This is a genomic window from Umezawaea sp. (assembly GCF_036375055.1).
Classification (GTDB): Bacteria; Actinomycetota; Actinomycetes; order Mycobacteriales; family Pseudonocardiaceae; genus Umezawaea.
Window position 1 is genome coordinate 1 of the sequence record NZ_DASUSQ010000074.1, and the last position, 17,946, is coordinate 17,946.

Consider the following 17,946-nt stretch of genomic DNA (forward strand, 5'->3'; position numbering starts at 1 on the left):
CACGCGAGGGATGGTGTCATACGGCACCGACAATCAGCGCACGAGCAGCGACCGCATGGGTGGGCGGTCCGCGACGACGACCCCGGACGTGTCCGGCAGCCACTCGTCGGCCACCTGCACGAACTGCGTCAGCTCACCCGCGTGCGACGGCAGCATCCCGCACCGCGCCAGTGCGGTCCCCAGGATCTGCCGCGCCATCAGGCCCAGCGCGCGCAGCGGCTGGTTGCGGTGCTTGCGCACACCCAGGTTGACCTGCGCGATCCCGTTCAGCCCGACGATGCCGTGCGCGTCGAGCAGCAGCCCGATCTCCACGCCGTACCCGGACGCGAACGGCACCGACTCCAGCAGCTGCCGCGTCCCCGCGTACTCGCCGCCGAGCGGCTGGATCACGCCGGTCAGCTCGGGCCGCAGCGTCGACAGCAGCGGCCGCGCCATCAGCTCGGTCACCCGGCCGCCACCCGAACCCGAGGCACCCTCGGCCGTCAGCGGCCGCCGGTAGAACCCCTTGACCAGGTGCACGTCCGGGTCCAGCAGCATCGGGCCGAGCAGCCTCGGCACGAACTCCGGATCGGGGTCGACGAGGTCGGAGTCGAGGAACACCAGCAGGTCACCGGTGGTCGCGGCCAGGGACCGCCACAGGACCTCGCCCTTGCCGGGCACCGGTTCCAGCTCGGGCAGGACGTCGGAGCGGCGCACCACGCGGGCACCCGCGGCGAGCGACACCTCGACCGTGCGGTCGGCCGACCCCGAGTCGACGACCACGAGCTCGTCGACCAGTGATCCGAGGAGTGGCCGGACCGACGCGATCACGTCGGCGACCGTCGCCTCCTCGTCCAGCGCGGGCAGCACGACGCTGACCGTGCGGGAACCCTTGGCCGCCACCAGTTCCTCGACCGTCCACGAAGGACTCTGCCAGGTCCGCTCCGCGAACCACGTGCGCGCGTCGGCGTGCATCACGCCAGGGCCCGCAGGCATCGGACGGGCGGGCGGGTGCCCCGGATACTCGCCACCATCTCGACCACCTTCCTGGTTCTGGCCACCTCGTGCGCGCGGAACACCCGCGCGCCGGCCATTGCCGCAACAGATGTCGCCGCCAGCGTCCCTTCCACCCGGTCGGTCACCGCCGCACCCAGGGTCTCGCCGATGAAATCCTTGTTGGACAACGCCATCAGCACCGGCCAGCCGGTGTCCACCAGCTCGTCGAGCCGCCGCAGCAGCTCCAGACCGTGCCACGTGTTCTTGCCGAAGTCGTGCGTCGGGTCGATCAGCACGCCCTCGCGCGGGACGCCCAGCGCCACCACGCGTTCGGCCCGCTCCACCAGTTCCGCCACGACGGAGGCGACGACGTCGGTGTAGCGGGGACGGTGGGGGTCGGTGCGCGGGGTGAGCCCGCCGGTGTGGGAGCAGACGATGCCGACGCCGAACTCGGCGGCGACCTCGGCGAGCTTCGGGTCGGCGCCCGCCCACGTGTCGTTGAGCAGGTCGGCACCCGCGCGGCACACCTCGCGACCCACCTCGTGGCGCCAGGTGTCGACGCTGATCACCAGGTCCGGGTAGCGGGACCGGACCCGTGCGACGAACGGGACGACGCGGCGGGTCTCCTCCGCCGCGTCGACGACCTCGCCCTTCGACCCCGCGCGGACGCCGCCGATGTCGACGAGGTCCGCGCCCTCCGCCACCGCCCGGTCCACGGCGGCCAGCGCGGCGTCGTCGGCGAAGGTCGCACCGCCGTCGTAGAAGGAATCCCTGGTCCGGTTGACGATCGCCATCACCAGCGCGCGGTCGTCCGGGGTCCCGCGTGTACCGAATCGCACTCGCTTCACAAGGGCCGATGGTGCCACGCGCCGGTTAAAAGTGAACTGGATCACAGGTATTGCTACTTCTCAGTAGGAACTGTTTACTCACCAGTAACTCACACGTGATCCAGGTCACGGACCAACGGGAGGATCTCGTGCGCCGATCACTCGTCCTGTTCTTGACGACGCTGCTCGCCCTGGGCCTGCTCACCCCTGTCGCGCAGGCCGCCGGGTTCAGCACCGCGTACCGGACCATCCCCGGCGCGGGCGGCACGCCCATCCGCGCCTTCGTGATCGAGCCGACCGGCCGCGGCAGCGGCCCGTTCCCCCTGCTGGTGCTGCCGTCGAGCTGGGGCGTCAACAACATCGAGTACGTGGGCGCCGCCGCGAAGTTCGCCTACGAGTCCGGGTACGTCGTGGTCAGCTACACCAGCCGCGGCTTCTACGACTCCGGCGGCGAGATCGACGTCGCCGGTCCGGACACCGTCGCGGACGTGAGCAAGGTGATCGACTGGGCGGTCGGCAACGCCAGGGGCGACGCGGGCAGGGTCGGCGTCGCGGGCATCTCCTACGGCGCCGGGCAGGCCCTGCTGGCCGCGGCCGCCGACCGGCGGATCAAGGCCGTCGCGGCCCTCAGCACGTGGACCGACCTGGCCCGCTCGCTCTACCCGAACGAGACCGTGAACAGCCAGGCCGTCGAACTCCTGCTGGCCGCGGGCAACCTCGTCGGGCGTCCGGGCCCGGTGCTGCGGCAGGCGGAGACCGCTTACCGCAACGGCCGGTTCAACGAGGTCGTGCCGATCTCCGAGTCGCGGTCGGCGGCGAACAAGATCGCCGCGATCAACGCCAACGGCGCCGCCGTGATGATCGGGAACGCCTGGAACGACGGCATCTTCGCACCGGGTCAGGTCACCGACCTGTTCGCGAAGCTCACCGGCCCGAAGCGGCTGATGCTCTCGCCGGGCGACCACGCGACCGCCGAGCTGTTCGGCGCGGCGGGCCTGCCGAACGAGATCTGGTCGTCGGTCGACCGCTGGTTCGACAAGCACGTGCGCGGCGTGGACAACGGCGTCGACCGCGAGAACCCGGTCAACCTGAAGCCGAACAACGGGGGTGGCTGGCGCTCGTTCCCCAGTTGGTCGGCGGCGACGGCCGCGCAGGACACCCTGTACCTGACCGGCCCGTCCTGGGGCACCGGCTCGCTGGCGACCACGGCCGCCACGGGCTGGCAGAACCGCATCGCCGCGGGCTGGCCGACCGTCGCCGACAGCGGGACGATCCTGCTCAGCGGCCTGCTCCAGGGTTTCTTCACCATCCCCACCGGGGTGTCGATGCCGCTGGTGGACCGCAACGCCGCCGCCGTCTGGTGGGGTCCGGCGTACTCGCGGACCACCACCGTCAGCGGGGCGCCGAAGCTGCACGCCACGGTCACCCCGAGCGCTCCGACCACGACGCTGTACGCCTACCTGTACGACATCGGCTCGCTCGGCGTCGGCTCGCTCGTCACGCACAAGCCGATCACCCTGCGCAACGCGGCACCCGGCGTGGCGAGGACCGTCGACCTCGAACTGGAACCGGTGGTGTGGGACGTCGCGGCGGGCCACCGGCTGGTGCTGGTCGTCGACACCGTCGACCCGCGCTACCTCAGCGAGAGCACGCTCGGCTCCACCGTCACGTTCAGCTCCCCGGCGGCGGACCCGTCCTGGCTCCGGGTCCCTCGCGGATGAGCCTCTCGTCGGACGGCAGGGCCACCGAGCCCCTGCCGTCCGGCGGGCTCGTCCGAGCCAGCTCCAACGCCACGTCCACCTGGTCGGAGTGGTGCAGCCCGGCCACCGCGTCCAGGTCGAACCACTCGGCCCGGTCCGACGACCCACCGACCTCGTACCGCAGCTGGCCGCCGACCACACGGGCCTCGTAGATGATCCGCAGCCCGTGGAAGTCGACCTCGCCCCCTGGCCGGTCGAACAGCCTGCGGACCGTGTGCACACCGAGCAGCCGCTGCACCTCGATCGAGTACCCGGTCTCCTCGTCGACCTCGCGGATCACCGCCTCGTACGGGTCCTCGCCGTGGTCGATGCCCCCACCGGGCAGCGTCCACCGCTTCCCGCTGGGCCCGACCCACCGGGAGAGCAGGATCTGCCCGTCCCGGACGCACAGCGCGTAAGCGGCGACCCTGAGCTGCTTGGTGATCTCCACGAACACCATCCTGACAGCAGGTGGCAGGGATCGGTGCTTGGATCCGCAACATGACCACCACGCCACACCGGGCAACCCGCGACCAGGTCCTCGCCTACCGCGTGGCAGCACACCAGTTCTCCCGCGAAACGGACACCCTGGACGTCTTCGACCTGGGCGTGCAGGATTCGGAACGCTCAGCGGTGGCAGCGCTGGCGGCCCGCCTGCCCACCGCACCGGACCTCGCGAAGTACACGACGACGTGGTCGACGAGAGGCGCCCCGCACCTGCACCGCCCAGCGGACGTGCCGACCCTGGCGGCGAAGCTGTGGCCGCTGAGCGACGACGACGCGACAACCAGGATGTCCCGCCCACGCGGCGTGACCAGAGGGCGAGAAGCCCTCACCGCGGTGGCCAACGCCCTGCGCCAGGTGGTCACCGCCCCGATGTCGAAGGGCGAAGCAAGCCGCCTGATCACCCCGCTGGTCCCACAGGACCTGACAGCGTGGTGCAGGGGCTGCGACACCACCCACGTACAAGACCCGATCTTCCGCCTGGCGGTCCTACCAGCAGGCCTGATCTTCGACACGAAGCAGAAGGCAGTCACCTTCACCCCGATGCCGGACAGACCAGAGGTCCCGCGGGAGACGAAGAACTTCACCGACCTGCTGCTGGCCTACCTGCGCCTACACGGCCCGGCAACCCCAGCAGAGGTGGCGAGCTACTTCGGCACCACAACCACGGAAATAAAAAACATCTGGCCACAAGACCTAGTGGAAATCACGACAGAAGGTAAACAAACCTGGATCCCAAAACCCCAGCTACAAGCACTGCTAAACCCACCAGAGCCAAACCTGACCAGGCTGCTACCACCACTAGACCCCTACCTACAGGCAAGAGACCGCAACCTACTGGTACCGGACAAGGAGCACCAGAAGGAAGTCTGGAGAATCCTGGGCAGACGCGGCGCCATCATGGTAGACGGAGAAATAACAGGAACCTGGCAAGCAAAGGCAACAGGAAAAACCCTAACGATAACCCTGAACCCCTTCACGACCCCACCACCGCAAAAAGCAACAACAGAGGAAGCGAACCACCTGGCAAAATCCCGCAACCTCACAACAGCAAAAATCAACTAACCCACCAAAACGCAAAGCAAAACCACGCCTCCCGAAACCGAGGCCGATCTTACTCGGGGGATGTGCCCTGCACCAGCAGATCGGGCAGGCCGCCGCCTCTGCCCGCAAGCCCGATCAAGGGCAAATCGAGGGGTCCCCGAGTCACATCGGCCGCCCCGCTGGAACCAGCAGCCATCCGATCCGATGGGACTCGCAGCCACCCGCTCCCCTCCGAACCGACAACCCACCTCACCCGGAAATAACCCGAACAGGCGACCCAGCCGCAAAAGCAAGAATATCCTCGACAGCCTCACGAAAATAAACCGAGTAGTTCCCATCAGTCACATACCCGATATGAGGAGTGGCCAGCACGTTGGGCAACCGCCGCAACACGTGTCCCGCGGGCAACGGCTCCTCCTCGAACACGTCCAACCCGGCCCCGGCGATCCGCCCACCCACCAGGGCCTCGACCAAAGCCGCCTGATCCACAAGGCCGGCCCGAGAGGTGTTCACGAAGAACGCGGAAGGCTTCAACAACCCCAACACCGAAGCGTCCACCACACCCCGAGTGCGCTCACTGAGAACCAGGTGCACGGACAACACATCACTGCGACCGGCCAACTCCTCCAACGAGCCTGCCAACCGCACCCCCTCGGCGGCGGTCCGCTCCGCGGTCAGGTTCGCGCTCCACGCCGCCACGGACATCCCGAACGCCCGTGCGACCCGACCGACCTGCACACCGATCTTCCCGAACCCCAGCAACCCCAACGTCTTCCCGGCCAACCCGGTACCCACCGTGCTCTGCCACGGCCCGTCCGCCCGGAACGCCGAGTTCTCCACCACGACGTGCCGAGCCAGCCCCAGGATCAACGCCCACGTCAACTCCACCGGCGGCCCGGACGTACTGCCGGTCCCGCACACGACCACCCCGGCCGCCGCGGCGGCCCCCAGGTCGATCGACGCGTTCCGCATCCCGCTGGTCACCAGCAACCGCAGCGAGGGCAACCGCGAGAAGAGGTCGGCGTCGAACGGCGTCCGCTCGCGCATGACCACCACGACCTCGACGTCCCGCAACGCCGACACCAACGCGTCACGGGAGGAGAAGTGCTCCCGGTGCACGGTCAGCTCGACCGACGACCAGTCGGCGAGCCCGGCGGCGACACCCTGGTAGTCGTCCAGCACCGCGCAACGGAGTCTCATCCACCCATGGTGCCGGTCCCCGACGACCGGCACCCACCGAGAACCCTCAGTTGTCCACGATCCCCACGGCCCCGAGCACGGCCTGCAACCCGTCCTCGGCGATGTCGTGGTCCGTCTCCAGCACGGCCGTCACCGACGTCACGTCAGCCGACAGCCCGGCCGCCTTCGCCCACTCCACCACCGCGACGGCCAACGCCGCGGCCCTCTCGGGCAGCGTCTCGGCCAGCTCCTCCGGATCGGGCGCGGGCAGCCCCTCGGCCGCCGCCGCTTCCGCGTAGGCGACCTCCCCGAACACCCACTCCCACTGCTCCTGACCGCCGTCCCAGCCGGTCACCACGCACATGTCGCTGTCGGCCACGGTCGCCGAGATCGCCGCGCCGGTCCCGACGAGCTGCACCAGCGGCTCCTCGTCCAGGACCGGGAACTCCCACCACTGCCAGCCCTCGACGGCGTCCAACCTGTAGCCGTCGTCCAGTTCTTCGTCATCCCCGCGCCGCACGACGTAGGACGCCCACTTGCCCATCGGTATGAATCTCCTCAGTTCGCGCAGGCGTCCAACGCCGTCGCCACGTCTCCGGTGATCGTCAACGAGTCCATCGCGGCCCGCGACACGAACCCGCGACCGCTCAACTCGCGGACCCAGTCGAACAGACCCCGGTAGTGGTCGTCGACGTCCAGCACCACGACCGGTTTGGTGTGCATGGACAGCACCCGTGATGTCCACATCTCGAAAAGCTCCTCGCACGTCCCGATCCCGCCGGGCAGGGCGAGGAACGCGTCCCCGTGCGCCTCCATCAGGGCCTTGCGCTCGCGCATGGTGTCGACCACGACCAGCTCGTCCGCGTGGTCGTCGGCCAGCTCCGTCCCGACGAGCCCCTTCGGGATGACGCCCAGCGTCCGGGCCCCGCCCCCACGAGCGGCGCGGGCGACCTCGCCCATCATCGACACGCTGCTGCCGCCCCAGGTGAGCGACCAGCCGCGAGCCGCGATGGAGGTGCCAACCTCGGCCGCCAGCTCCAGGTAGCTCGCGGGCACGTCGCGCCGCGATCCGCAGTAGACGGTGACCCTGGTCGGCATCAGTGCGCCTCGTCCCAGGCCTTGTGGGCCTCCTGCACGACCCGCACGGCGTCGTCGATGTCGTCGGTGAGGTGCAGCAGCGCCAGGTCCTTGTCGCCGACCTTCCCGCTGGGCAGCACCGAGTTCTGGATCCAGTCGTACAGGCCCTGCCAGTAGGACCGTCCGAAGAGGACGACCGGAAACTTGGTGACCTTCTTGGTCTGCACCAGGGTCAGCGCCTCGAACAGCTCGTCCAGCGTGCCGAACCCGCCCGGCAGGCAGATGAACGCCTGCGAGTACTTGATGAACATCGTCTTGCGGACGAAGAAGTACCGGAAGTTGACCCCGAGGTCGACCCACGGGTTGAGCCCCTGCTCGAACGGCAGCTCGATGCCGAGCCCGACGGAGAACCCGCCCGCCTCGGAGCACCCGCGGTTGACCGCCTCCATCACGCCGGGGCCGCCACCGGTGATCGCCGCGAACCCGGCGGTCGCCAGCGCGCCGCCCAGTTCGCGGCCGATCTCGTACTCGGGGTGGTCGCGCGGCGTGCGCGCGGACCCGAACACCGTCACGGCGCTGGGCACCTCGGCGAGCGCGCCGAAGCCCTCGACGAACTCCGCCTGGATGCGCAGCACCCGCCACGGGTCGGTGTGCACCCAGTCCGACGGCCCGCGCGAGTCGAGCAGCCGCTGGTCGGTGGTGGTCAGCTCGACGCGCTGGGAACGGCGCAGCGTCACGGGACCGCGCTGCCGCTCCTTGGGGTGCTCGTCGACACCGTTGTTGTCAGTCATCGGCGGGATTCTAGGTCAGGAACACCACCGGGTGACCTACTCAGGTGAGGAACCGGCGGAGCACGTCGACGCACCCGGTGATCTGCCCGACCGGCACGTTCTCCTGCTGCGTGTGGGCCAGCGTCGGGTCGCCGGGCCCGAAGTTCACCGCGGGCAGCCCGAGGGCCGCGAACCGCGCCACGTCCGTCCACCCGAGCTTCGCCACGGGCGTTCCCCCGGTGGCCGCGACCAGCTCCTGGGCGACGGGCGAGGACAGACCGGGCAGTGCGCCCGCCGCGACGTCCGTGACGACGACGTCGAAACCGTCGAACACCTCGCGCAGGTGCGCCTCCGCGTCGGCGGGCGAGCGGTCGGGGGCGAACCGGTGGTTCACCGTCAGCACGCACGAGTCCGGCACGACGTTGCCCGCGACGCCACCGGCGATCTTCACCGCCTGGAGCCCCTCGCGGTACGTGCAGCCGTCGATGTCGACGACGCGGGACTCGTAGGACTCCAGCCGCCGCAACGCCTCCCCGACCGCGTGGATCGCGTTGACGCCCATCCAGCCGCGGGCGGTGTGCGCGCGGGCGCCGGTCGTGCGGACCTCGATCCGCATCGTCCCCTGGCACCCGGCCTCGACCACGCCGTTGGACGGCTCGCACACGATCGCGAGGTCGCCCACCAGCCACTCGGGCATCTCGCGCTCGATGCGCCCGAGGGCGTTGCGGCTGGCCTCGACCTCCTCGCAGTCGTAGAACACGAACGTCAGGTCGTAGCGGGGTTCCACGGCGGTGGCGGCGAGGTTCAGCATCACCGCGTCGCCGCCCTTCATGTCGACGGTGCCGCACCCGTGCAGGACGTCGCCCTCGCGCCTGCTGGGCAGGTTGTCGTTGATCGGCACGGTGTCCAGGTGCCCGGCGAGCACCACCCGGCCCGGCAGCCCGAGGTTCGTGCGCGCCAGCACCGAGTTGCCCGTCCGCACCACCTCCAGGTGCGGGGCCTGTGCTCGCAGCGAGCGTTCGACGAGGTCGGCCAGCTCGGCCTCCTCGCCCGACACGCTGGGGATGTCGACCAGCCACGCGGTCAGGTCAACGGGGTCGGCGGAGAGGTGCAGGGTGTCGGCCACGGCGAGCACGTTACCGTTGGCAGCCGTGAGCACCGCAAACACGACCGGCGCGTACGGCGTCGGACTGGCAACCGTCACGCCCGAGGGCACCGTCCTGGACACCTGGTTCCCGGCGCCGAAGCTCGGGGACCCGCCGTCGGTCGGCACGCAGCTCCTGTCGTCCGTCGACGTCGCGGGCGCCCTCGGCGAGGAGGCCGCCCACCTGCTCGGCGAGGACCAGGAGCGGGGTGTCGAGGTCATCGGCGTCCAGGTCTCCATCGCCTCGCTGGCCGACGCGCCCACCGACACCTACGACGTCTACCTCCGCCTGCACCTGCTGTCGACGCGGCTCGTGCGGCCGCACGGCCTCAGCCTGGACGGCCAGTTCGGTCTGCTGAACAACGTCGTGTGGACCAACTTCGGCCCGTGCGCGGTGGAGGGCTTCGAGCAGACCCGCCTCCGCCTGCGGTCCCGCGGCGCCGTCACGGTCCACGGCGTCGACAAGTTCCCCCGGCTCGTCGACTACGTCGTCCCGAGCGGCGTGCGGATCGCCGACGCGGACCGCGTCCGGCTCGGCGCGCACCTCGCGTCCGGCACGACCGTGATGCACGAGGGTTTCGTGAACTTCAACGCGGGCACGCTCGGCGCGTCCATGGTCGAGGGCCGCATCTCGGCCGGTGTCGTCGTGGGCGACGGCTCCGACGTCGGCGGCGGCGCGTCGATCATGGGCACGCTGTCCGGTGGCGGCAAGGAGGTCATCTCCATCGGCGAGCGCTGCCTGATCGGCGCCAACGGCGGCATCGGCATCTCGCTCGGCGACGACTGCGTGGTCGAGGCAGGCCTCTACATCACCGCGGGCACCAAGGTGTCCACGGCCGACGGCGAGGTCGTGAAGGCCGGGCAGCTGTCGGGCGTCTCCGGGCTGCTGTTCATCCGCGACTCGGTGTCCGGCGCGGTGAAGGTGCTGCCCCGCAAGGGCAACGGCGTCGAGCTGAACGCGGCGCTGCACGCGAACGACTGACCGGCGGACGCGGTCGTCCCGACCGGGACGACCGCGTCACGTCCTGCGCACCGCTCCGGTGAACCCGGCGACGAACAGCGTGGCGAACGCCCACGCCAGCGCCTTCAGCACCCAGCTCGCCACGGTGAGGACCGTTCCCCACCCGGTGCCGGTCGGCTCGCACCTCGCCCTCGCCCCGCCGGTGATGAGCGGTGCGCCCGCGTCCAACCCGAAGCCGATCCGGTCGATCAGCGCGCAGCCCTCCACCGGTGCCGCCGCCTGGCTCCGGACCTTCGCCAGTCCGCCCCAGCCGCCCAGGTACCCGGCCGCCGCTCCGGCGACCAGCAGGACGAGGAACAGGCCGAGCAGCGCGCGCCACGGTTGGTAGCCGTACCCGAGCGTCAGGCCGGTCAGCCTCGCCCACCCGCGTTCGAGCGCGCCGGTCAGGGCGTGCCGGTCGATCTGGTCCCGGCGCTGGGCCATGAGGACCCGCCGTGCGCTGCTGTCGTGCCCGGCGGCGCGTTCGGCGGCGGCCAGGTGCTGGTAGGGCTGGGCCGCGTACTCCGGCGTCCCGGTGCGCAGCACCTCCAGCCACTCGGCCGTGGTGACCCCCTGGGGCACGCCGGTGTGGGTGAGGCCGTTCACGGCCAGCCGAGGTCCCGGAGCGCCGCTGTTCCCGATGTGCCGCGGGGTGACGCGGAAGGCTCCGCCGACGGTGACGTCCGAGAGGTCGACGGTGGCGTCGGAGCCGGCGCCCACCGCCCAGAAGCAGTTGGTGAAGGTGAGCGAACGACCGAGCCGGGCCTGCGACATCCGCACGGCGGGACCGCTGCCGTTGGTCAGCTCCACGATGTCGAACACCACCTCCCCGTCGATCCTGGCCGAGGTGAGGGCGACGGTGCCCTGGCCGCCCGCGCCGACGAAGTCCACGTCCACGTCGAGGGCCAGCGCACCGCCCAGCCTCAGGTGGCCCGCGCCGAGCGCCGGACCCGATCCGTTGCGCACGGTGGCCCGCGAGAACTCCAGCCCACCTCCGATCCGCGCGTGCCGCAGGACGACGGCCCCGGTCTCACCGCTCCCGCGAGCGGTGAAACCGTCCCGGAGGAGGACCTGCCCGTCGACGACGACGCTCTCGGCGAACAGGGCCGGGCCCGAATCGTTGCGCACCGTGCCCGTGCACTCCAGGGTGGTCAGCTCAGCGCCCATCAACCCGACCGCACCACGGGGGCCGCTGCCGGTGGCGGTGAACCCGTCGCGCAGGAGGAGAGGTCCCTCGGCCTCCAGCGAATCGGCGTGCAGCGCGGGGCCCCCGCTGTTGTGCAGGACCGCTCCGCCGCAGTCGATCCCGCCCCCGATCCGGGCTCCTTGGAGGTTGATCGCCGCGTGGGGGCCGTGAGCCGTCGCGGTGAACCCCTCGCGCATGTCCACCGGGCCGTCGACCCGCATGGTCGAACCGTCGAGGGCCGAACCGCTGTGGCTCCTCAGCGTCGCACCGTTGAGGTTGAGCTCGCCACCGATCCGGGCCTCGCGGAGGAACAGCGCGCGCTCGCCGTGTCCGATGATCGTCGTGCCCCTGAGGACGAGGATCGGTGTGCGGAGCTGCCTGGCGATGAACGCGAGGTGGGTGGGGTGCTCGATCAGGCAGTCGGTCATCCGCAGCGGGCCGAGGTCGGCGTACCGCGCCTCGACACCCCGGTCGAGCAGGCACTCCGTGAGGCGGATCGCGACCCGGCTGGTCACGTTCATGAGGTCGAGCCTGCCGTCGATCCGGGCACCGCGGAGGTCGATGCCGTGCGGGTCCGGCTCCGGGGCGAGGCGGCCCAGCAGGACGTCGCGGATGACGTGCGAGCGGATCGTCCTGGTCTCGCCCCAGGAACGCATGGCGGTCTCGTCGGCAGGGCCGTCGGACAGGTCGAACGCCTCACCGCGTTCGACGGACTCGACGAGGGATCGTTCGAGGGCGTTCAGCGGGGTGGTCGAGGGCACAACAACCCATCGGCGACGCGGCCGCGAGCGTTAGGGCGGAGCGGGAGGGCCGTTCTCGGCCCTCCCGACGGTCACGCCAGGCGGTCGACGGCCGCGGCGATCCGCTCGTCCGGCGCGGTCAGCGCGATCCGCACGTGCCGGTCCCCGCCCGGCCCGTAGAACGTGCCGGGAGCGGCCAGGATGCCGCGTTCGGCGAGCCAGGCGACGGTGTCCCACGAGTTCTCGCCGCGGGTGGACCACAGGTACAGCCCGGCTTCGGAGTGGTCGACGGTGAACCCGGCGGCGCGCAGCGCGGGCAGCAGCACGGCTCGGCGGGCGGCGTAGCGGTCGCGCTGGGCGGTCACGTGCTCGTCGTCGGAGAGGGCCGCCGTCATCGCCGCCTGCACCGGCCTCGGCATGATCATCCCGGCGTGCTTGCGCAGTTCCAGCAGCTCGGCCACCAGCGCGGGATCGCCTGCGACGAACCCGGCCCGGTACCCGGCGAGGCTGGACGACTTCGACAGCGAGTGCACGGCCAGCAGCCCGTCCAGCGAACCGCCGGACACCGCGGGGTCGAGCACGGACACCGGGGTGGCGTCCCACGACAGGGCCAGGTAGCACTCGTCGGAGGCCACCACCGCACCGACGGCGCGGGCGGCCTCGACCGCGGCGGCCATCGCCGGCGCGGACAGCACCCGGCCGGTCGGGTTCGACGGCGAGTTCAGCCACACCAGCGACGTGCCCGCGGGGGGCGCCTCGCCGTCGGCGAGGCGCACCACCGAGGCACCGGCCAGCAGCGCGCCGACCTCGTACGTCGGGTACGCCAGCTCCGGGATGGCCACCACGTCGCCCGCGCCGAGACCCAGCAGCGTCGGCAGCCAGCCGACCAGCTCCTTCGAGCCGATCGTGGGCAGCACGGCGGCGGGGTCGAGCCCCACCAGGCCGTAGCGGCGCGCCAGCGAGCCCACGGCCGCCGAACGCAGCTCGGGGGTGCCGTGGGTGGTCGGGTATCCCGGCTGGTCCGCCACGGAACTGAGCGCGGTCTGGATCAGCGGCGGCACCGGGTCGACCGGGGTACCGATGGAGAGGTCGACCACGCCACCGGGGTGGGTGCGCGCCGCGGCGGCGTGATCGGCCAGCGAATCCCAGGGGAAGTCCGGCAGCACCGGACCCCTGCGCGTCCTCGTCACTCGGCGGAGGCCTGCGGGGGGAGAGCCTTGATCCAGTCCGGGTCGGCGCTGGTCTTGCCGACCTTGGAGGCGCCACCGGGCGAGCCGAGCGCGTCGAAGAAGTCCACGTTCGCCTTGGTGTAGTCCTTCCACTCGTCGGGGACGTCGTCCTCGTAGTAGATGGCCTCCACCGGGCACACCGGCTCGCAGGCGCCGCAGTCAACGCACTCGTCCGGGTGGATGTAGAGCATCCGGTCGCCTTCGTAGATGCAGTCGACGGGGCATTCCTCGATGCATGCCTTGTCGAGCAAGTCCACGCACGGCTGGGCGATCACATAGGTCACTGCGGTTCTCCTGCTCTTCCTGGTACACCGCGCAAGCCGCAGACTACGCGGCGAACTCGGCCAACTCGTGGTGAGGCTTGCCTTAGCGAGCCCGCGCTCGGCTCCGCGAAAACCAGTTTCCCGCACCGGGGAGGATGGTGGGGTGGATCCGGTCTTCGAGGTCGAACTGCGGTGTGCCGACGCGTGGCCCGCACAGGTCGAGGAACGGCTCGGCGACTGGAGGCTGCGCGCGGCGGGCGGCTTCACTGGCCGGGCCAACAGCACGCTGACCAGCGGCGACCCCGGCGTTCCCGTGCCGGAGGCGCTGCACCGGGCGGTCGTCTTCGCCAAGGCCAACGGCATCGGGCCGACCGCTCACGTCGTGAGTGATTCACGGCACGAAGATGCCGTCCGATCCGCCGGATGGGTGGTCGACGAGGGCCATCCGGGCGGTGCCGAGTCGGGGGTGCTGGTCGGTTCGCTCGCCGGTTTCCGGGGTGCGGAGGTGGCCGGGGTTTCGGTTTCCGACGTACCCGTTCCCGGATGGTGGGAGCTGGTGGCCTCGGGGACGCCGACCGACGCCCAGCGGCACGTGCTGGCCTCCGGGACCGGCACCGGGTTCGGGGTCGTCGAGCGGGACGGCGAGGTCGTCGCGGCCGTGCGCGGCGCCGTCGTCGGCGACCTGCTGCACATCGCCCGGCTCGCGGTGCGGCCGTCCCACCGGCGGCGGGGGCTGGCTCGGGGTCTGCTGGTGGGGTTGGCCGCGTGGGGCGCGGAGAGGGGCGCGGTGCGGTGCGCGCTCCAGGTGGCCGCGCACAACACGGCCGCCTGGGAGCTGTACGAGTCGCTGGGGTGCGTGGAGCACCACCGGTACCGCTACTGGGTGCCCGCCTAGCGGGGCTACCGGGTCCTGGCTCCCTTCGGCACGTGGTTGCGGCCCATCGACGCGCCCACGGCTACGGCGCCGGGCAGCGCGCCGCCCGCCAGCAGGGCCAGGCTGCGCCAGTCGTTGGGGAGCATCACGTCGCCGCCGGGGCCGAACAGGCCCAGCACCACGAGGGTCGTGAGCCACACCAGCAGCGGCGAGCTGGACACCAGCAGGCCGCGCTGGAGGTCCGAGGCCCACAGCACCAGCAGCGGTGTCGTGACGATCGCCACCACCACCGCCACCGGGAACGGCCAGTCCGCGCCCACCTGGGGCAGCAGGGTGCCGTCGAACCGGAGCGGGAGGTAGAACAGCTCCAGCACCGCCAGCACCAGGGATTCGACCCAGAGCATGGGCAGCACCCACCGCCCCGGCTTGCGGTCACCGCTCACCCGTCACCCCAGTCCACCGAACAGGTCTGCCTCGGCGCCCTCGCCGGAACCCCTGGCCAGCACGTAGAACTCGCCCCGCACGACCGGCTGGGCGATGCCGTTGGACAGCGCGTAGCTGGCCCCTCCCGCGCCGTCCTGCCACACGCTCACCTGCGTCGAGTGCGCCCGCAGCGCGCGCAGCTTCGCAGACAGGTGCTGGGAGACGTCGACGGTGGTGGTGATGATCGCGTCGTCGGTGACGGGCAGTTCGCCCGGCTCCGGCAGGCGGAACGGGAGGTCGGCCAGGTCCGCGAGCGCGGCGGCGCCCTGCTCCGTGGCGTCGCGGGAGGTGACGGCGTAGAAGACGCGGGCGACGTCCGGGACGGCGGCGGTGGCGGCCATGGTGATCTCGTGCGCGCGGATGTGGTCGGGGTGGCCGTAGCCGCCGAACGCGTCGTAGGTGACGACGACGTGCGGCTTCACCTGGCGGAGCACGTCGACCAGCGCCGAGACCTGCTCGTCGAGCGAACCCCGGACGAACGCCCTCGGGTGCTCGTTGGACGGCACGCCCACCATGCCGGAGTCGCGCCAGCGGCCGATGCCGCCCAGGAACCGGTGGTCGGTGACGCCCAGGGCGGCGCAGGCGGAGCGGAGTTCGGCGACCCGGTACCCGCCGAGCTGGTCGGCGGCGTCGGCGGCGAGTTCGCGCAGCCCGGCCGGGATGATCTCGCCCTCCTCGCCGAGGGTGCACGTGACGACGGTGACGTGGGCGCCGGTCGCCGCGTATCTCGCGATCGTGCCGCCCGTCCACAGGCTTTCGTCATCCGGGTGCGCGTGTACCAGCAACAACCGCGGTGGGGAGGTGAGCGTCACCGGATCAGAGTAGAGGCACTTGCGCACGGTCACAGGACGGCACCACCCCGGAATGCCGTCAGGGCCACCATAGCGCTGCCGTGGTGGCCCTGGCGGAACCCGGGGTGGAGCGGTCGATCAGCCCAGGAGCGAGCGCTCCTCGGCGAAGTGGCACGCGGACAGCGTGCCGTCGCCCGCCCCGCGGCGCTCCAGCTTCGGCTCCTCGACGGCGCAGATGTCCTGCGCCTTCCAGCAGCGCGTGCGGAACCGGCAGCCCGACGGGGGGTTGACCGGGCTGGGCACGTCGCCGGTGAGCACGATCCGCTGGCGCCTGCGCTCCAGCTTGGGGTCGGGCACCGGCACCGCGGACAGCAGCGCCTGCGTGTAGGGGTGCATCGGCCGCGCGTAGATGTCCTCGCGGTCACCGAGTTCGATGATCTTGCCGAGGTACATCACCGCGACGCGGTCCGAGATGTGCCGGACCACCGACAGGTCGTGCGCGACGAACAGGTAGGCCAGGCCCAGCCGTTCCTGGAGCTCCTCCAGGAGGTTGACCACACCGGCCTGCACGGACACGTCCAGCGCGGACACCGGCTCGTCCAGCACGACCAGCTTCGGGTTGAGCGCGAGCGCCCGTGCGATGCCGATGCGCTGCCGCTGTCCGCCCGAGAACTCGTGGGCGTAGCGGTTGCGGTGCTCCGGGTTCAGGCCGACGAGCTCCATCAGCTCGTTGACCCGGTGCTGGATGTCCGCCCCGTCGGCGCCGTGGATCTTGAACGGCTCCGAGATGATGTTGTTGATCTGCCAGCGCGGGTTCAGCGACGCGTAGGGGTCCTGGAACACGATCTGCATGTCCCTGCGGACGCCCTGGAGCGCCTTGCCGCGGAGCTTGGTCAGCTCCTTGCCCTCGAACTTCACCGACCCGGAGGTCGGCTTGTGCAGCTGGAGGATCGCGCGGCCCGACGTGGACTTGCCGCAGCCGGACTCGCCGACCAGCCCCAGCGTCTCGCCGGGGTACAGGTCGAACGAGATGCCGGACACGGCCTGGACCTGGCCCACGGTGCGCGGGATGATCCCGCCGCCGCGGACCGGGAACGACTTGACCAGGTCGTTGACCTCGAGCAGGGGCGTCTTGCCCGCGTTCTTGGCCGCGGAGGAGGGTTTCACCGCGGTCAGGACGCTGGGCCCGTCGGTCGGGGTCGTCATGACGTCGGGTTCTCCTCTTCTTCCTGCATCCGGGCTTCCACCACGTCGACGTCCTCGACGATGGGCATGTCCGGGTCGGCGACGAGGAGCGAGGCGGGGTTCTCGACCACGCCGATCTCGTCCGTCGCGAACAGCTTCTGCGGGTCCACGAGGGTGGCCAGGTGCGCGGACCGGTGGCAGCGGGAGAAGTGCCCGGCGCGATCGGTCTCCAGCAGTTCCGGCTCCACCTCGCGGCATTCGTCGACCGCCAGCGGGCAGCGCGGGGAAAACGCGCAGCCGGGCGGCAGGTTCATCAGCGAGGGCGGCGCGCCCTTGATGGGCGTGAGCCGCTTGCCGAGCAGGCTCGGGTTCGGGATCGACCCCAGCAGGCCGACGGTGTAGGGCATCCGCTGGGCTTCGAAGACCTCGTCCACGCCGCCCTGCTCGACGACCGTGCCGCCGTACATGACCTGCACGCGGTCCACCATGCCCGCCACGACGCCGAGGTCGTGGGTGATCACGATGATGCCCGCGTTCGTCTCGTCCCTGATCCGCAGCAGCGTGTCCAGGATCTGCGCCTGCACGGTGACGTCCAGCGCGGTCGTGGGCTCGTCGGCCACGATCACGTCGGGGTCGTTGATGATCGCCATCGCGATCATCACGCGCTGCCGCATGCCGCCGGAGAACTCGTGCGGGTAGTTGCCGAGCCGCTCCTTCGGCCGCGGGATGCCGACCAGGTCGAGCATCTCGGCCGCGCGGGCCAGCGCGACGCGCTTGGGCACCGCCTCGTGCGAGCGCACCGCCTCGGCGAGCTGGTCGCCGATCGAGTACACGGGGTTCAGCGCCGTCCTCGGGTCCTGGAAGATCATCGCGACCCTGCGGCCCCGGATCGACCGCTGCGCGGCCGCGGACATCTTGAGGACGTCCTGGCCCTCG

Annotated in this window: 19 protein-coding genes; 4 read left to right on the forward strand and 15 right to left on the reverse strand. The window is 71.1% G+C overall.

Annotated elements, in window-relative coordinates; genetic code table 11:
* Positions 1 to 33: 33 nt before the first annotated feature.
* Positions 34 to 954 carry a glucosyl-3-phosphoglycerate synthase gene (locus VFZ92_RS20595; protein ID WP_330877613.1) on the reverse strand — a complete coding sequence of 307 codons (921 nt, stop codon included), beginning with the start codon at positions 952 to 954 and terminating at the stop codon, positions 34 to 36.
* Entirely contained in the window at positions 954 to 1,769 is an 816-nt protein-coding gene (folP, locus tag VFZ92_RS20600) for a dihydropteroate synthase (protein ID WP_414719963.1), read from the reverse strand. The genes VFZ92_RS20595 and folP overlap by 1 nt, the downstream gene beginning before the upstream one ends.
* Before the next feature lie 182 nt (positions 1,770 to 1,951).
* Between folP and VFZ92_RS20605 the strand changes: the two genes are divergently transcribed.
* Entirely contained in the window at positions 1,952 to 3,523 is a 1,572-nt protein-coding gene (locus VFZ92_RS20605) for a CocE/NonD family hydrolase (protein ID WP_330877615.1), read from the forward strand.
* On the opposite strand, the gene VFZ92_RS20610 is transcribed toward VFZ92_RS20605, so the two are convergent.
* Positions 3,474 to 3,992 (reverse strand): NUDIX hydrolase, encoded by a 519-nt coding sequence (locus tag VFZ92_RS20610; RefSeq protein ID WP_330877616.1) that lies wholly within the window; start codon positions 3,990 to 3,992, stop codon positions 3,474 to 3,476. The genes VFZ92_RS20605 and VFZ92_RS20610 overlap by 50 nt on opposite strands.
* 50 nt (positions 3,993 to 4,042) lie before the next feature.
* Here VFZ92_RS20610 and VFZ92_RS20615 point away from each other — a divergent pair, with 50 nt between their 5' ends.
* On the forward strand, positions 4,043 to 5,110 hold the full coding sequence (locus VFZ92_RS20615) for a winged helix DNA-binding domain-containing protein (protein ID WP_330877617.1): 1,068 nt from the start codon (positions 4,043 to 4,045) through the stop codon (positions 5,108 to 5,110).
* A gap of 228 nt (positions 5,111 to 5,338) precedes the next feature.
* Here the strand turns inward: VFZ92_RS20615 and VFZ92_RS20620 are convergent, their stop codons facing one another.
* From VFZ92_RS20620 to dapE, 5 genes are read right to left on the reverse strand one after another with little or no spacing between them, the layout of a single operon-like run.
* Positions 5,339 to 6,289, reverse strand: coding sequence for a D-2-hydroxyacid dehydrogenase family protein (locus tag VFZ92_RS20620; RefSeq protein ID WP_330877618.1), 951 nt, complete (start codon positions 6,287 to 6,289; stop codon positions 5,339 to 5,341).
* A gap of 46 nt (positions 6,290 to 6,335) precedes the next feature.
* Positions 6,336 to 6,812, reverse strand: a complete 477-nt coding sequence (locus VFZ92_RS20625; RefSeq protein WP_330877619.1) for a hypothetical protein — start codon at positions 6,810 to 6,812, stop codon at positions 6,336 to 6,338.
* Between the two features lie 14 nt (positions 6,813 to 6,826).
* Positions 6,827 to 7,366: a TIGR00730 family Rossman fold protein gene (locus VFZ92_RS20630; protein WP_330877620.1), complete on the reverse strand. Its 540-nt coding sequence runs from the start codon at positions 7,364 to 7,366 to the stop codon at positions 6,827 to 6,829.
* On the reverse strand, positions 7,366 to 8,136 hold the full coding sequence (locus VFZ92_RS20635; RefSeq protein ID WP_330877621.1) for a TIGR00730 family Rossman fold protein: 771 nt from the start codon (positions 8,134 to 8,136) through the stop codon (positions 7,366 to 7,368). Before VFZ92_RS20635 ends, VFZ92_RS20630 begins: the two co-directional genes overlap by 1 nt.
* 40 nt (positions 8,137 to 8,176) lie before the next feature.
* Positions 8,177 to 9,241, reverse strand: coding sequence for a succinyl-diaminopimelate desuccinylase (gene dapE, locus VFZ92_RS20640; RefSeq protein WP_330877622.1), 1,065 nt, complete (start codon positions 9,239 to 9,241; stop codon positions 8,177 to 8,179).
* Positions 9,242 to 9,257: 16 nt separating this feature from the next.
* On the opposite strand from dapE, the gene dapD reads away from it, so the two are divergent.
* The gene (dapD, locus tag VFZ92_RS20645) at positions 9,258 to 10,241 is read left to right on the forward strand and encodes a 2,3,4,5-tetrahydropyridine-2,6-dicarboxylate N-succinyltransferase (RefSeq protein WP_330877623.1); all 984 of its coding nucleotides are present in this window, start codon (positions 9,258 to 9,260) and stop codon (positions 10,239 to 10,241) included.
* A 36-nt stretch (positions 10,242 to 10,277) separates the two neighbouring features.
* Here the strand turns inward: dapD and VFZ92_RS20650 are convergent, their stop codons facing one another.
* The 3 genes from VFZ92_RS20650 to fdxA form a co-directional block, all read right to left on the reverse strand.
* Entirely contained in the window at positions 10,278 to 12,206 is a 1,929-nt protein-coding gene (locus VFZ92_RS20650) for a hypothetical protein (protein WP_330877624.1), read from the reverse strand.
* Between the two features lie 71 nt (positions 12,207 to 12,277).
* Complete coding sequence (dapC, locus tag VFZ92_RS20655; protein ID WP_330877625.1) at positions 12,278 to 13,375, reverse strand: succinyldiaminopimelate transaminase; 1,098 nt, start codon at positions 13,373 to 13,375, stop codon at positions 12,278 to 12,280.
* Positions 13,372 to 13,698 carry a ferredoxin gene (gene fdxA / locus VFZ92_RS20660; RefSeq protein WP_330877626.1) on the reverse strand — a complete coding sequence of 109 codons (327 nt, stop codon included), beginning with the start codon at positions 13,696 to 13,698 and terminating at the stop codon, positions 13,372 to 13,374. The genes dapC and fdxA overlap by 4 nt, the downstream gene beginning before the upstream one ends.
* 142 nt (positions 13,699 to 13,840) lie before the next feature.
* Between fdxA and VFZ92_RS20665 the strand changes: the two genes are divergently transcribed.
* Positions 13,841 to 14,572, forward strand: coding sequence for a GNAT family N-acetyltransferase (locus VFZ92_RS20665; protein ID WP_330877627.1), 732 nt, complete (start codon positions 13,841 to 13,843; stop codon positions 14,570 to 14,572).
* Between the two features lie 5 nt (positions 14,573 to 14,577).
* Here the strand turns inward: VFZ92_RS20665 and VFZ92_RS20670 are convergent, their stop codons facing one another.
* The 4 genes from VFZ92_RS20670 to VFZ92_RS20685 all read right to left on the reverse strand — a co-directional run.
* The gene (locus VFZ92_RS20670; protein WP_330877628.1) at positions 14,578 to 14,994 is read right to left on the reverse strand and encodes a hypothetical protein; all 417 of its coding nucleotides are present in this window, start codon (positions 14,992 to 14,994) and stop codon (positions 14,578 to 14,580) included.
* Between the two features lie 3 nt (positions 14,995 to 14,997).
* Complete coding sequence (gene mshB, locus VFZ92_RS20675; protein WP_330877629.1) at positions 14,998 to 15,846, reverse strand: N-acetyl-1-D-myo-inositol-2-amino-2-deoxy-alpha-D-glucopyranoside deacetylase; 849 nt, start codon at positions 15,844 to 15,846, stop codon at positions 14,998 to 15,000.
* A gap of 117 nt (positions 15,847 to 15,963) precedes the next feature.
* Positions 15,964 to 17,031, reverse strand: a complete 1,068-nt coding sequence (locus tag VFZ92_RS20680) for a dipeptide ABC transporter ATP-binding protein (protein ID WP_330877630.1) — start codon at positions 17,029 to 17,031, stop codon at positions 15,964 to 15,966.
* A partial coding sequence (locus tag VFZ92_RS20685) for an ABC transporter ATP-binding protein (protein ID WP_330877631.1) occupies positions 17,028 to 17,946 on the reverse strand: 919 nt, incomplete at its 5' end. The genes VFZ92_RS20685 and VFZ92_RS20680, both read right to left, overlap by 4 nt.